13 protein-coding genes are annotated in these 14,367 nt (G+C 42.2%); 2 read left to right on the forward strand and 11 right to left on the reverse strand.

Features of this window, described 5'->3' with window-relative positions:
• Window positions 1-133: 133 nt before the first annotated feature.
• Window positions 134-952, reverse strand: a complete 819-nt coding sequence (locus CLI64_RS29300; RefSeq protein WP_225977633.1) for an ABC transporter permease — start codon at window positions 950-952, stop codon at window positions 134-136.
• Window positions 953-1,173: 221 nt separating this feature from the next.
• On the opposite strand from CLI64_RS29300, the gene CLI64_RS29305 reads away from it, so the two are divergent.
• The gene (locus tag CLI64_RS29305) at window positions 1,174-1,710 is read left to right on the forward strand and encodes a DUF3172 domain-containing protein (protein ID WP_103140493.1); all 537 of its coding nucleotides are present in this window, start codon (window positions 1,174-1,176) and stop codon (window positions 1,708-1,710) included.
• Window positions 1,711-1,786: 76 nt separating this feature from the next.
• Here CLI64_RS29305 and CLI64_RS29310 read toward each other — a convergent pair whose 3' ends face one another.
• The 10 genes from CLI64_RS29310 to CLI64_RS29355 all read right to left on the reverse strand — a co-directional run bounded on the left by CLI64_RS29310 (window position 1,787) and on the right by CLI64_RS29355 (window position 13,442).
• Window positions 1,787-2,509 (reverse strand): AMIN domain-containing protein, encoded by a 723-nt coding sequence (locus CLI64_RS29310; RefSeq protein WP_103140494.1) that lies wholly within the window; start codon window positions 2,507-2,509, stop codon window positions 1,787-1,789.
• A gap of 168 nt (window positions 2,510-2,677) precedes the next feature.
• Window positions 2,678-3,172, reverse strand: coding sequence for a hypothetical protein (locus CLI64_RS29315; RefSeq protein ID WP_103140495.1), 495 nt, complete (start codon window positions 3,170-3,172; stop codon window positions 2,678-2,680).
• A gap of 5 nt (window positions 3,173-3,177) precedes the next feature.
• The gene (locus tag CLI64_RS29320; RefSeq protein WP_103140496.1) at window positions 3,178-5,370 is read right to left on the reverse strand and encodes a cation:proton antiporter; all 2,193 of its coding nucleotides are present in this window, start codon (window positions 5,368-5,370) and stop codon (window positions 3,178-3,180) included.
• Between the two features lie 427 nt (window positions 5,371-5,797).
• A complete protein-coding gene (locus tag CLI64_RS29325) occupies window positions 5,798-6,271 on the reverse strand; it encodes a cupin domain-containing protein (protein WP_103140497.1) in 474 nt (157 codons plus the stop codon).
• Between the two features lie 11 nt (window positions 6,272-6,282).
• Window positions 6,283-6,720, reverse strand: coding sequence for a hypothetical protein (locus CLI64_RS29330; RefSeq protein ID WP_103140498.1), 438 nt, complete (start codon window positions 6,718-6,720; stop codon window positions 6,283-6,285).
• Window positions 6,721-6,878: 158 nt separating this feature from the next.
• Window positions 6,879-7,601, reverse strand: a complete 723-nt coding sequence (locus CLI64_RS29335) for a GDSL-type esterase/lipase family protein (protein ID WP_192881633.1) — start codon at window positions 7,599-7,601, stop codon at window positions 6,879-6,881.
• A gap of 91 nt (window positions 7,602-7,692) precedes the next feature.
• Entirely contained in the window at window positions 7,693-8,583 is an 891-nt protein-coding gene (locus CLI64_RS29340) for a CPBP family intramembrane glutamic endopeptidase (RefSeq protein ID WP_103140500.1), read from the reverse strand.
• A gap of 133 nt (window positions 8,584-8,716) precedes the next feature.
• Window positions 8,717-10,684: an FHA domain-containing protein gene (locus tag CLI64_RS29345; RefSeq protein WP_103140501.1), complete on the reverse strand. Its 1,968-nt coding sequence runs from the start codon at window positions 10,682-10,684 to the stop codon at window positions 8,717-8,719.
• Between the two features lie 230 nt (window positions 10,685-10,914).
• Entirely contained in the window at window positions 10,915-11,634 is a 720-nt protein-coding gene (locus CLI64_RS29350) for an FHA domain-containing protein (protein WP_103140502.1), read from the reverse strand.
• A gap of 323 nt (window positions 11,635-11,957) precedes the next feature.
• Window positions 11,958-13,442 (reverse strand): Rieske 2Fe-2S domain-containing protein, encoded by a 1,485-nt coding sequence (locus CLI64_RS29355; protein ID WP_103140503.1) that lies wholly within the window; start codon window positions 13,440-13,442, stop codon window positions 11,958-11,960.
• Window positions 13,443-13,590: 148 nt separating this feature from the next.
• On the opposite strand from CLI64_RS29355, the gene CLI64_RS29360 reads away from it, so the two are divergent.
• Window positions 13,591-14,328 (forward strand): hypothetical protein, encoded by a 738-nt coding sequence (locus CLI64_RS29360; protein WP_103140504.1) that lies wholly within the window; start codon window positions 13,591-13,593, stop codon window positions 14,326-14,328.
• Window positions 14,329-14,367: the final 39 nt, after the last annotated feature.

Here is a 14,367-nt window from a genome sequence, read left to right on the forward strand (position 1 = left end):
CTGTTTATTTGGGATAATTTATTTTTTGGTATTCCATTATACCAATTCTCCAAAATTAAGCAACAGATGCAAAGCTTGAAACCCAGATGGTATCTGACTTTCTTAATTGCGAATTGCGAATTGCGAATTGGTATTAGTCTTGTTGGTGGGCGAATTTATAACCACCCCAAAAGGCAATGGCGATCGCGATCGCTAGTAATATTGGTATGCTGTACCAGGGAAACTGAGATAAAGGTAAATTAGCTGCTGCCCGTAGTCCAGTGCTGGCGTAGGTTAAAGGGAACAGATAAACCACTACTTTCAAGGCAGTGGGTAATGTAGCAGGATCAAAGAAAGTCGCTCCTAAGAACGACATGGGAGCAATCACGAAGTTATTGTAAAGTCCCACTGATTCGAGTGATTTTACTGATAACCCAACAATTACACCCAAACCTGCAAACACGGCACAGTTCAATACCAGCAATAGCAAAAACAACGGGTGGAGAAAATGCCAGTTACCTGTAAATAGCAAAGCTATCAGAACCACAGAGCCAGAAGTCATTAACCCCCGCACAATTCCTGCTAACATTTGACCAAAATACAACGCTAAGGGATGTATGGGAGTCAGTAATAATTCTTCAAAGGTTTTACTAAATAACCTATCTCCACAAATTGAAAACGTCGTTCCAGCAAAGCTAATAGTCATCGATGATAACGCCACCATTCCCGGCAACATGAATTCTAGATAGTTGCTGTAATTACCACTGATGCCAGAACCTGGTTTAATGGCACTACCTAAACCCAAACCAAAAGCAACAATGTAAATCAGTGGAGAAACTAAACCAGATGCAGCCACTTGCGCGATTCTAACGCGTAAATCTATCCACTCTCCCCAAAAGATAGTCAAACTGTCCGCTAAAATAAGTTGCACTTGCGAAGCTTTGAGGTTACTAACCCAGAATGAGCCTGTTATAGATTTCACTTTATTTGTGTTCAGTCAGGTATCAAATATTTTCGTAAATATTACTTTACATTTTTTCGCTGCTAATTTGGTGGGAACGTGACGGGTGACAAACACCAAGTTAAAAGGTTCAATATTATCTGAAAAGTTGCAGGCAAATCTCCTCAATAATCGGCATACTGAAATAGGGAGACACTCCCAAATTTTTCAGGCGTGAAGGTTAATCAGCACAAATGAGACGTAAATCAACTGGTAGAGCGGCTACCACATCTAGGCCTTCTAGTTTCCCATCTTCTATGTTTAACTTCACCACTATTGCTATTTTGGCAGGGGTGTTTGTTCTGGGAATTGGGATTGGGATTGCTTTTAGTTCTACAACTACATTAACTCCATCTAATGTAGCTTCCCGTGAGTTTATTGATACCAAAGCACCGAATCCTGAGATTTGCGTCCAGTATGGAGCAAGTGCAATGGTGATGGATGCTCGATTATTTGTAACTCTCAACCCTTTTAATGTTTATGTTGCCCAACCAAGTATGCGTCCTGGGTGTGTAATTCGTCAAAATAACTGGGCAATTTTAGAGCAGCGCAAGCTAGTGAGTTCTGACCAAGTGAGAGAGTGTAAGAATCGTCTGAATACATTTGGTTTTACTGGTACTTTAGATGAAAAGCCTGATATTAGATGTATTTATCAAAATGAAGCAGGGCAAAATTTCTTCTTGTCTCAGCCAGGAGCTGTTGAACAAACACAGGAAACAGAAAGATTCTAGGCTCGAAAGGGAATAGGGAACAGGGAATGGGCAATAGTTATTAACCCCAGTCCCTATTATCCATTCCCTAATAATTTTACTTAGGTATGGGCTGACCAAATTCAATAACCACGGGATTAGTGATGTTAGGCGAGGTTTTGGGTTGAGTCGAAATGGTGGGAGTGGGGAAAGATGGCGAAGAATTTGGTGTGGAAACAGAATTTTTGGAATTGAGGGGAGGTACAGTCACCAAGGGTTGTTGGGGACTAGCGAATGTTGGGGTTAAGGTACTGGGTAATTGTAAGTAATTATACTGGGTGTATTGTATGGAAGAAGGGTTTTTTGGTGGATTTTTGGCGTTGCTCAATTGTTGAGAACTACTAATGAAAGCAGGACGTAAAACCCAGCGAGTGGGGTTTTGTTTGGAAACGGGTTGTAGTTTAACTTGATTGGGATCTATGGCTACGCCATTGGCTAAATCTAGGACAATACGAGTCATATTGGCGTTTAATTGGGAAACGCGAACACGTTGGACAGCACCAGTAAAATTTTTCTGAGTTGGTATTTGACCTAGTTTAGTTTCAGGAATGTCGATAACTAGGCGCGGCGGTTCAGATAGGTAAAAGTAGTTCGGTGTTTTCCCGACGGAAAGATTAATCTCTAACTTGCCAGCTTGTGGAGAAAACCGCCAATTGTTCAACTGAGCGACTTGAGCCGCAATTGTACTGGTATTTGGCAAGATAAATGCAGCAAATAAACTAATGCTAAATAGTTGTTTGCCCCTGTGAAAAAGTTGCTGAGTTGAGATTCCATTAAGCATGATGAATTTATCTATGATGAGGTTACACCATCAGGCAGGGAGAGTAATGAGTGCTGGGTGCTGAGTAAAAATTACTAAGCATTTAGCTTTTAGCATTTAGCTCTAGACCTTTGTTTTTAGGCACTTGTGTAATAAGTTCCTAGAGATTGCCTCATGAATTGCCACATTTTAATGGCTATTTGAGTTTTTGGTTTCTGCCTGGGCTGCTTCAGGTGTAGCATTAAATTCTAAATTTTGCGCGATGGTACTGATAATTATTTTGCCTTGCAGCTTTTTACCCTCTGTTAATCGCATTTGAGCTTGCAGGGTATGGGGTGGAGCAATATTACAAAGGTTGGTGTGGTAAACTTCGCCTGTTAAGTTTAATTGCTGATGATTTAAGATGCCTTTGAGAGAATACTGCTTTTGAATTGGTTTATTAGTTGTGGCTGGTAACAAAGAAGCGTTGATGTAGATTCCTGACTGCTGAATGTCTAAGGTTAAAGGTTGCGATCGCCGACATTCAGGTACATTATCAGTAAAAGTCAGACGATAAACGCCATCAATGACAGGGGAAGCTTGCAGGTGTTTTTCGCCATAAAAAGTAATGCTTTGAAATAAAACCAGAACTGAACCGATGGCTGTAGCATAAAATGTCAGGGATTTAGAATTAAAGTGGTGCATAGTTTTCAGCTATTGACAATAGGCTCTTGATGATTCGGTTCAGACAATGCAGAAGTCAAATGAGAAGAGAGTTGGCTGTAGCGACGGGTAATTAAGAGCGAAGAACGACATTGAATTGCCAGTTCATCTGTATATCTTCCCAGGGTTTGACGCTCAATTCCCCAGGCGCGGCTAGTACCGGCGATAGTCAAGTCTACGCTTTCTGAGGCTGCAACTACGGCGGCAATGGGGTCAGGAGCATGGATAATTTTGATATTGATGCGATCGCGCACACTGGCTGGTAATCTCTCAATCATGGCGTACAGTTCATAACTCAATTCCTCATGGACTTGGTTTTCTTTGAGTACCTGTAATACTTGCAATGTACAAGTGTCACGATTGATTAATAGTCTCAATGCCAATGTCAAAGCCAAATCATCGTGGATATTTGCAGAATAGGGAACTAATAAACTTTCTAGTCTCTCTCCACCCCTATCTACAAACACAGCCACATCTACTGGTGCAATGCTGAGAATTTGACCGACTCTACCACCCAAGCGATTATTACTAAAGGCTGGACGATGCCACCCTACCAAAATTAAATCTGCTTGCTCATGTTTGGCAATTTGGGCTGTTTCTCTGGCGACGTTGCTAGATATCTGCACAATGGGATGTACAAAGGGCTGTGTGGTTGGTGGTTCGAGGGTAATGATCAACTCTTCTAACTGCTGACGACGTTGCAGAATTAATCTATCTGCTTCGTCGGGCGTATTTTCAAAACCGTAATCTTCTTCTAATTCAATTAAACTGAGGGGATTGACTACAGCAGGTTGACGGAAATTGAGTCCTAGTGTGACAGCAAGTTGTAATAAGCCTTTTTGGGTGCTGGGATTGGCGACTGGAACTAAAATTCGGTAGTGATGCAGGTAAGCATCGTGAGGAATGGTAGTGTTGAGATTGTCCTCTGCAATTGGTTCTGGTTCGACTGTATCTAATTTGATGAGTTTTTTGGGATAAGCCCACTCTAGTAACGGCGAAGTCATGAAGGTGGTAACTAAAGCCATAATTACCAGCATGGTAAACAATAACGGAGAAATTACCCCCAATTCCAAACCAATATTCAGCACGATTAACTCGGTTAAACCGCGAGTATTCATTAACCAACCCAAGGCTGATGCTTCGCGTTTGTTGATTCCACTAAAACGGGCAGCGATATATGTACCAATATACTTGCCAGCGATCGCTACTAAAACCACAATTGCACACAATAACCAGAGTTCGGGACGGTTCAATAAACCAATCTGCGTCCGTAAGCCACTGTAGGCAAAAAATATTGGCAAGAGAAAAATCAGGACGAAATCTTCAGTTTTAATGGCTAATTCGCGCACTAAGTCTGCATTCTTGGGCATAGCTGCACCCAATAAGAATGCCCCAAAGATTAAATGAATGCCAATTAATTCCGTAATCAGTGCTGAGGCGACGACGGCGACATAAATTCCCGCCAATACCAGTTGGCTCAAACGCCCGGCGCGGTGGTAATGGGCTGCAAGACGTTGCAAAAACCAACTTCCTACCGTCGCCATCAAGGCAATATAAATGAAACTTTCCGCAATTGTCGGCAATGCACCTATGATGTTACCAGTTCTGGCTACAGCGATCGCTACTGCTAGTAAACACCAAGCTGTGACATCGTCTACCGCCGCACAAGTTAACGCCAGTGTTCCTAAACGCGTTCCTTGCAAGTTATTTTCTGTAATAATCCGCGCCAATACAGGAAAGGCTGTAATTGACATCGCTGCACCTAAAAATAGAGCAAAGGCAGTAAAGGAAACACTAGCATTAGAAACTAGCGGATACAAAAGTAAAGATAATAATGTGCCGAGAGAAAAAGGGACTAAAATACTGACATGAGAAGTTAATACTGCCACTTCTAACTGTCCACTGAGATATTTAGGATTGAGTTCCAACCCAATCAAAAACATGAAAAATATTAGTCCCACCTGAGATAAAACATTCAAAAAAGGTAGAGTTTCTGGTGGAAACAAAGTAGCTGATAATTGGGGAGCAAGTAAACCCAATAATGAGGGGCCAAGCATAATCCCAGCCACAATCTCACCAATTACTAAAGGTTGTTTAATTGATTTGAATAGTAATCCTACTAATCGAGATAAACAAATGACAATTAACACTTCAACCAGAACAAGAATTACTGTGTGCATACTTTCCTCAAGAGCCACTACCTGGTTTCCCTAAGATGATTCTGCAAGTGCGTCATAATGTCAAGCTTAGTAGTTAATTTATGATGCTTTGCGCTGGAGTTTAATGTTAATTGTTGTAAACTTTTTACCAGTAGTTAATAAGCACATAAGAATACGCTTTAGTGGTTTTAATAAATGGCTACTATGAGAGTGGATGTAGTTTTTTCAATTTAAAAAACCAAAATCCCCAACTTTTTCTCAAATTGGGGATATTATTATTTCGGCGTTGCTGATTAGTGGGATGATTTTTGTTTCGCGCATACCGCTAACGCGGAACCCGCAGGGTAGGCGCAAAGACGCAAAGCGGCTTTTCGCGGAGTAGGCGCAAAAAATCGCTGGTTAACATTGTTAAAAAGGCTTAATTAAGACAGCATTGATGCAACGCCCATTAGTAAGGTGTACCATCTTTGTGGGTAAATTTCCACTTACCATTTTCCAGCACGGCTATGAGGTCATCATCGGGATAACTTCCTTCATCCCCTGGTGTTCTGTCCCCGATTTCCAAGTAAACAACATCCTCAGATGTTTCGTTGATGAGATGGTGACTATTACCAGTACCAGCTTTGAACCCAGCACACATACCTGGAGAAAGTTGTGTGCGACCTTCATCAGTGTATAGTGTAGGATATCCCTCTAGGATATATACAAATTCATCCTGTTTGGTGTGAGCATGACGCAAAGCTGAGATGGCGCGGGGAGCTAACCGTGTTAAATTGACACCAAAGTTTGTCAAGCCAAATAAGTCGCCAAGAGGGTGTTTTTCCCTACCTACCATGCGTGATGCAAATGGTTCAGGATAATTTGAAGCCTTGGTTCTAGCCGGTGCTTCTGAAGCTGAAATAGCAATTAATTTTTCTGACATAAATCAAAGGTTTAAAGCCATTGTCCGCCTCGAAATCGGGAACGAGGAAACAAAATTCGCATGATGCTTTGGGATGCAATAAAAACAGATAGCCAGACGACACTATAATGTAATAAGAAAGTATCTATGGGAATGAGTTCTTTAGGAACAGGTGCTGGTAAAAAACCAAAGATTTTGACTCCACAGCCAACAAAGATTAATTCCCAAATACCAGCGAGGAGTTGATAAGCAGCAGGCCAGTCTCTATCCCATCGAAACTTTTGTAAAAAGTTATAGATTATGTCCCATACTAAACCAAAGATGGCGACATAACCAAGTACCCAAAAATAGATAGCACCCGTAGCACTAGGGTTAACTATACCAAATACAAAAGGTAAAGATACTATTACACCGACGGTAGCCAGTAGTAATAACCGAGTTTGCCAACGACCAAAAAGAGTAGGAGTCATAGTAGATAGTCAATAGTCAATAGTCAATAGTCAATAGTCAATAGTCAATAGTCATTAGTCATTAGTCATTAGTTATTAGTTATTAATAATTCTTCCTCCCTATCACCCTTGTCTACCTTGTCTACCTTGTCCCCCTCATCTCCCCAGACCCCCACGCCCTAATCTACTAGTTGATACTGAGGTTGGGTGTGATAAGCTGCTAATGCTTCCCAATTTATAACTTCTTCTAGCAAAGTTTGATAACCTAAAGTGTTGGGATGGAGTCCGTCTAGACTTAAACGCTGATTTCGCCACGTTTCTGTGTGTGCCATCCAGTGATCAAAAATATCTAAATAGGGAATTTGTCTTTGTTGACAAGCTAGGCGTGTGGCTTCTTTGTAACGATATTGATCAGCATGATTATAGTAAAAACAGTCTAGAAATGGCATTTTTGCTTCATTGACGGGAATCATACCTACAAACAGTACCGGACACAGTTGTTGTGCTTGATCTAGTAGGGCAACTATTTGTGATTCAAATATAGTAAAGTCTGTACAATGTTTGCCTTCGGGACGACCGAGGCGGGGAGAATCGTTGACTCCTACGGAGAGGATAATTAAATCGGGGACACGATTTCGCAGTTCGCCACGATGACGAAATTCTACTTCTAATCTTTGTGCTACTTGCTGGGTGCGATCGCCTCTCACGCCCAAATTATACAGGACATGACCGGAACTTTCGGGTAACATCCACAAACGCCTTAATTGTTCTACCCAGCCACCGTTTTCGGGGTCGCCAAAGCCATATACTAAACTATCCCCCAGTGCGACAATCTTCAAAGGCTGACATTGATTTGGTGATAAAGACAGCTGCATTGAGGAATGAACTGGTAATGTTTGCATTTCAAAAGAGATTTTATTTTATACTTTTACAAGATTCTATACATTTCTACACTATTAAACAGTATATTTTTGTATTTTTTGCGATCGCCTTTCAAGTTTCTAGGGCTTGAACGTTAATTAAATATGGCACTCGTGTATCTTTCTGTGGCCAATTCCGCTTGAGGAAGCGCAGTAAAAAAGGCAATGAGATGCACATTAATAAAATTCCCACCCACCAACCAGAACGCAATTGTTCTAGAGAGTTAACTGCTGATTTAGTCGTAGTTTCGGCTTGACCAGATAAAAACCCCATTCCTGATGCAATCAAATTATTAAAGGCATGACAGACAATAGGAACAATGAGCGATCGCGTTTTGATGTACAAAACTCCCATAATCAAACCAAACAGCGTTAATCCTACGACGTTAGCGTGTAAAAATCCAAACAAGACGGAAGAAACCACCAAAGCGGAACGAATCCCCCATTTAACAGCCCAACGTTGCAGAATAAACCCTCGAAAAAGGAATTCTTCTGTAACTGGGGCTACAACTACATAAGTGATAATTCCTAGTAGATTTTGAAATAGGGGTGCAGCAATGCTTGGGCCGGGATCATTAGCAGCCTGACGCAGCACGCTTTCAATAAAGGTAGGTGCTATATATGATATGGCAGTAAATGATACCAGATAGGCACTGATGGAAAAAATAATCATCAACAAAACCAAGCCTAATGCTGATAACCATTTGTAATTTCTAGGTATATTCCCGACTAAGCATTTCAGATTGACACCCGCGCGGACAAAATCTATCCATGTCCATAGAGAGAGTGAAATGACTATAGCGACATAGACAACTAGTGTTAAAGCTTGACTATCAAATTTTTCTCTAGTAGCTTCCTGTACTATGCCTTGTACGAATGCAATAGCAAAAGATATCACTACAAACTGCCAAAATAGGTAACGAACCTTCAGTTTGTAGAAAGGATTATCTGGACTGTGATTCATTGTGGGGATTGGGGATTGGGGACTGGGGACTGGGGATTGGGGACTGGAAGGTAGACAAGGTAGAATCTTTTACCTAATGACTAATGACTAATGACTAATGACTATTGACTATTGACTATTGACCATTGACTACCTATGGCGATTGATTGAAAACCCACTTTAACCATTGTCCAAAGGAACTGAAGGGGTTTAAACGACTTACTCCTGGGGCGCGGGCGGTGGCGAGTCCATCGACGGAAACTAAGGCGGAGTATTGCAAGCCCAAAAAACTATCAACGGCTGCATAGGGGCCGCCAAGGGTTATTGCACCGGCTACATACATTTGACCTTTGCCATTTCGCATTTCTGGAATTTCAAAGTTGTTGGCGACAGCCAAGCGTCCCATGAAATTGAGGGGTAGGTTGTAATGCTTCACTAAATCATCTAGTAGGGGGTTAGCATGAACTTTGGCATCTAAACCGGTAGCATCAACAATAAAGTCAGCAGTTAATTTCATTTGACCAAAGCCTTTTTCCTGGATTTGGGTAATGGTGCGGTTTTGTGCGTCTCTTTCTACCGTTAATACATCCCCAAAAGTAATTTGATACCAACCCTCTTTTAGACCATCTTCCGTGATTTTTTGCCAGTCTTGACGGTCGGCGGTGGTTGTTCCTCCCCAGTCTGTGAGTAGGCGTTGACGTTCGTCTGGTGTGGCTTGTTCTAACATGACGCGGAGTTCTCCACTCCAACAGGATTTAGGCCAGTTGAAGGGTTGAAACTCGTAATGATTTTTGACTGAACGTTGGGCTTTGTCAAATTTGTTACCTTGGGGTTTAGGCGATCGCATTAAATGCAAAACTGTAATCTTATTGTTTTTACGTCTGGCTTCATAAATACGCTGCACAATTCTTGAAGCCACAATTCCCCGTCCACGGATTAATACTGTTCCGCCTTGACGTTCTAATTGTTCATATACATGATCGTGTGCTTCATAAGCATTCACAACCGATTTAAAATCTTGATATTTTTCTCTATAAGCTTGCAAATCAGGGAGAAATTGAATCGCTGGATACCCTGTAGCTAAGTGTAAATACTTAGTGACCAAAAAAGCGTGATTACCTTGTCCGCGTGAATAGGCTACACAATATCGACCATCGTCGGTTTTACGAATGGCTCTAACTCGTCCATAACGATATATTTGATCCCAGCCGATGCGCTTGGCTTCTCTGTCAATTGAGTTGAACACATTACCCGCACGGGGCGTATAAGTTTCAACAAGGGTTGGTTCTCCAAAAACTTGCCACAAATACTTAAATGCTGTGTTGAACTTACCATGACCTAAATCATGCCAGGCTTCTCTCCAAGCATAGCTAGGCCAACCCCAAATATTGTCAGGACAAGAATCAGAATTAGAACGCAGTCTTTCGTGTAAAGGTATTTGGGAGTTCAAACACAGACGCTTATAACGGGCGTAAGGCTCTGGTTCTAACCCCAATGCCACGATTTTTTCTGCACGGACACCGCTAATTCTTAATAAATCCGACCAAATAAAACTTCCTAGCCCGGCACCCACGGCTAAATAGTCACATTCATCTACAGGTAAACCGGTAGCATGAACTGCTTGTACAACTACCTGTTGTGCTTGAAAGGCTGGGGGTGGGAAATTACTCCCCAACGGTGTGATTGGAGGGGCGGCTGGTAAGCTGGGTTCAGGGAGATTAGTGTTAGGGTTAAATTGAATAATGGATGGAGAGCTAGTAACCACCGCTTGAGTTGGTGCAGTAGTGTTGTTAGCAAAGGTGACTGAGATGATGTAGGGGCCGATTTGCAATGTATCACCATTGTTAATCACACTGCGCGGCTGCCTTTGACCATTAACTAGCACCCCATTGACGCTACCTTGGTCAATGACTACTAATTGATGATTTTCCCAAGTAATCAAAGCGTGGTAGCGCGACACTTGGCTACTATTTAATAGCATTCGAGCTACATTTTGGCCGTTCAATTCTGCTGGTAAACGCGCAAATTCTCGACCAAAGGCGATAGGTGGATTTAATGTTGGTTCTCGCCGTTCCCCTGTGGTGGGATCTTCCCAAGAGAGTTGAATTTGTTGGTTAGTCATTAGTCATTAGTCATTAGTCATTAGTCATTAGTCATTAGTCATTAGTCATTAGTCATTAGTCATTAGTCATTAGTCATTAGTCATTAGTCATTAGTCATTAGTCATTAGTCATTAGTCATTAGTCATTAGTCATTAGTCACTAACTATTAATAATTTCTCCCTTGTCTTCCTTGTCTCCCCTTACACCCCTGCCCCCTGCACCCCTGCCCCCTGCCCCCTTGCCCTCACGCTCAATTCCCTGGTGCTACCAGGACACTGACTGCGGCTGCTAGGGATGTACCACACCAAGGACAACCTACTTGTAGGTTTTCTACTGGGGAAACTTTATGGCATTTGGGACACTCTAAGCCGTAACTGCCTTGAACTGGAGGATGGTTGTGTACAGGAGGGGTAAACTGTTGATTTGCTGGTGGTTGTGGTTGTCCTAAAGGAGTTACTTGTCTATTTTGGTACACAGGTTGCTGTGGTTGCCCTAGAGGAGTTACTTGTTTATTTTGATACGCTGGTGGTTGTGGTTGCCCTAGAGGAGTTACCTGTCTATTTTGATATGCGGGTTGCTGTGGTTGTGCAGGTGGCGAAGTTGGTTGGACTGGATTGATGATCGTTGCTGGCATGGAATTAATATTGACAGCAACTACTTGCAGTTGTACTTGACCTAAGTGGATAACGCTACCTTGGTTGATTGGTCTTTCACCTTGAATGAGTTGCTGTCCATCAACTAAGGGGGGATTATTTGGCTGTAAATTTCGGATGTAAAAACTTTGTTGCTGAGAGTTAAAAAAGATTTCTACGTGCAGCCGAGATACAGTCCCAGGAACTAGAACAATGTCGCACTGGGATTGATCTCTACCGATACGGATAGTACCAGGTTTTTTACTTGGCTGTTGTTCGTATATTTGCTTAGTGTGATTTTGACCGGCATCATACCACTGTAAAGTTAGTGCGTTCATTGTTCTAACTTGGATAACTCGTATTTAGCTACTTCAACTTCCTTCTGTGCGATTCCTAACACGATTAAGTGGTATCAGGCAAGTTTTGAGAACAAACTTCAAGAAAATAATACGTTAGGGGATGAGGGACTGGGGATTAGGTATTGGGGTTTAGGGGCTAGAAGGTAAATAAAATAGGGTTTTTGGTTGGTTTTTCCTTGTAGAATTGATGTTACTGTGTTAGCACGTAGGTACTGGCAAGGAAAATCACAGTTTGGCGATCGCAGTTATTACTGCTATTACCTCAGTAAGTATTTTTAGGGTGGCAGGAGTGTAAGTTTTATTTACGGGTTGCGAAAGTGTTGAAATTCATAGACATAGAATAGTCGGCTGAATTTCTGCAATAAATATCCCACAACTGCAAATAAGACTCCGCTTCCCAGTGCTAACCAAAATCCTAACGGTGGCAGCACTGTTAAAGATTGTGCTAATGCCGCTTGTGTTGCTACCATGCGTGCATCTATCATGACTGCTAATAGGCACAATACAGCCGCCACTATATAAGCTGATACTTTCAGGCGATTGATGTTAGTAAGGGCATTTTGGCAAACTGTGCAGTGTTGCGTATGGGTTTTCCAGACATCAAATAGCTGTTGTGGTTCTGTTTCTCCTAAAGCTAAATTATGGCTGTAGCCTTCCGCCCAAGGAATACCGCCGCCAGCACGTTGGTCTAGCCATTGGCGTAATGTAATTACCATTTTGTCTTGAGGATTAGGTGTAAACACGGCACTGAGCCATTTACCTTTTCTTCTTTGGGCAATCACTTTTTCTTGGTAGTGCAGAAAGAGCATATCTTGGTGTAGGAACAAAGATGCTAAAACATGACCTAACCAAGTGGGTAAGGGAAGACCAAAAATTGATAACCCTGCGGGTGTTTTACCTTGGGGATTTTTGACGAATACTTGACAACCAATATGACGACACCAGCCCGGACGGGTGGGTGTAGCATACAAAGCTAAAATGAACTTACCGCCATCTTTGGGAAAAGACACAATCCTCATGTGACAAGGTGGCTGGAAGTCGTGAATTGCTTGTTCAATATTGCCTGTCGTGGGTTGAATTTCAAAAGCAAAGCCTTCTTGGGTGGATATTTTACGGACAGGAATCATGTCATAATATTTGGCATCTTTGTAGCGATCGCCTACAATCCCATGATGGGAAACTGGTACATGGGCAGGATCGGCAACATTTTCCATAAAATAATCCCATCCATAGGGCAAATCACGGAAATTCCAAAATAACTGCACCACTTGGTCTGATTTTTCTTCTAATTCGGGAACCAGACGTGGTTTTCGCAGTTGGCTTTCTTTTTGGGCTTGTTCCCCAGATTCTGCCCATACCCATAATAAACCTTGATTTTCTTGGGTGGGATAGACGATAGCGCAGGATTTGGGGTTTGTGCAATTATTAGCTTCGGTTTGCTGGTCTATAGACTGGGGAATACCGACACATTGACCTTGACCATCAAACCGCCAAGCATGGTAAGCACATAACAATGTTCCGTCCGCTTCTACCCGTCCTTGGGAAAGGGGAACGAGTCGATGGGGACAGACATCTTCAAAGCAACGCCATTGACCTGCGCCATCTCGCCACAACACGATGTCCTTACCTAATAGTTGCATGGCGTGAGGGCGGGAAGGGTCGAGATATTCCACAACGGCTACTGGATACCACTGTTTCGTCCATTGGAATACCTCTGAGTCTGCTTGTGTTTGCTCGTTATTGAGATGATTGAATAGATTAGCCTGCAAGTTGATCTCAGTAGTCATAACTATTTCCGTGCTTTTTGAATGACATGAACTTAGCTTAGTTAATTTTCCTTTCTGGGTGGTAGTCAAGACTAAAATTCTGACTCCAATTACAAGAGCCACTATTCTGATTAAATAAAGTCTATGCTCAAATTTCTCAGCATACACAATGGCACAATCCAACCAGCAACAACAAGAATCTCAACATCTCACCTCAAAACTGCTGTGGATAATGGCAGCAATATACATCTATGTCTTGTTGTTGTCTCCCCCAGGTCAGTTATTACCAGGTGAACCAGTGTGGGCTATTCAACCCCAGACTTTACAAGAAATTTGGCATGAGTCGATAAATTTCTTTTTTGTTGTGCCGATTTTACATCTTCTGAGGTTGGGAAATGTCCCTGAATTAGTGTCCCATCCTTGGATAGAGTCGCTGTTTAACTTTGCTGAAGCTTGGATGTTGATGTTTTTACCTGTGATGTTTGCTGATAACAGGGCGCGGAGGACACCCAAGTTATTAATTTGGTCTTTGGCGATGTTCCTGACTAATACTTTTTTGATTCCCTATATGGCGGTGAGAGCCACAAATCCAGTAATTATGGAGGATGAAAAGTCAAATAGAGGTTTGTTAAACAGGATTTTTGGCATTATAGGCTTAATTGTTGGGATTATGGCTTTAATTTGGGCTGTAATTGCTAGACCAGAATTTGGCGACGTGACACAAAGAGCCAATTATTTTGTACAGCAATTAATGAGCGATCGCCTAACTATTGCCTTTTGTGTAGATTTAGTTTGCTTTGCCATTTTCCAAGCCATTCTACTCGGTGACATTGAACCACCGAGTAGTCAAAAACGCTGGCTGAGATTTATCCCCTTTTGGGGTTTAGTAGCATGGCTGGTTATTTAGGCAGGGGGGCAGGGGGGCAGGGGGGCAGGGGTGCAGGGG

This window comes from Nostoc sp. CENA543, assembly GCF_002896875.1.
In the GTDB taxonomy this organism is placed as follows: Bacteria; Cyanobacteriota; Cyanobacteriia; order Cyanobacteriales; family Nostocaceae; genus Trichormus.

Bases quoted from the DNA above. Each gene is read 5' to 3' on its own strand.
- CLI64_RS29305 (WP_103140493.1), top strand. From the start codon at position 1,174: ATGAGACGTAAATCAACTGGTAGAGCGGCTACCACATCTAGGCCTTCT.
- CLI64_RS29310 (WP_103140494.1), bottom strand. From the start codon at position 2,509: ATGCTTAATGGAATCTCAACTCAGCAACTTTTTCACAGGGGCAAACAA.
- CLI64_RS29315 (WP_103140495.1), bottom strand. From the start codon at position 3,172: ATGCACCACTTTAATTCTAAATCCCTGACATTTTATGCTACAGCCATC.
- CLI64_RS29320 (WP_103140496.1), bottom strand. From the start codon at position 5,370: ATGCACACAGTAATTCTTGTTCTGGTTGAAGTGTTAATTGTCATTTGT.
- CLI64_RS29325 (WP_103140497.1), bottom strand. From the start codon at position 6,271: ATGTCAGAAAAATTAATTGCTATTTCAGCTTCAGAAGCACCGGCTAGA.
- CLI64_RS29330 (WP_103140498.1), bottom strand. From the start codon at position 6,720: ATGACTCCTACTCTTTTTGGTCGTTGGCAAACTCGGTTATTACTACTG.
- CLI64_RS29335 (WP_192881633.1), bottom strand. From the start codon at position 7,601: ATGCAAACATTACCAGTTCATTCCTCAATGCAGCTGTCTTTATCACCA.
- CLI64_RS29340 (WP_103140500.1), bottom strand. From the start codon at position 8,583: ATGAATCACAGTCCAGATAATCCTTTCTACAAACTGAAGGTTCGTTAC.
- CLI64_RS29345 (WP_103140501.1), bottom strand. From the start codon at position 10,684: ATGACTAACCAACAAATTCAACTCTCTTGGGAAGATCCCACCACAGGG.
- CLI64_RS29350 (WP_103140502.1), bottom strand. From the start codon at position 11,634: ATGAACGCACTAACTTTACAGTGGTATGATGCCGGTCAAAATCACACT.
- CLI64_RS29355 (WP_103140503.1), bottom strand. From the start codon at position 13,442: ATGACTACTGAGATCAACTTGCAGGCTAATCTATTCAATCATCTCAAT.
- CLI64_RS29360 (WP_103140504.1), top strand. From the start codon at position 13,591: ATGGCACAATCCAACCAGCAACAACAAGAATCTCAACATCTCACCTCA.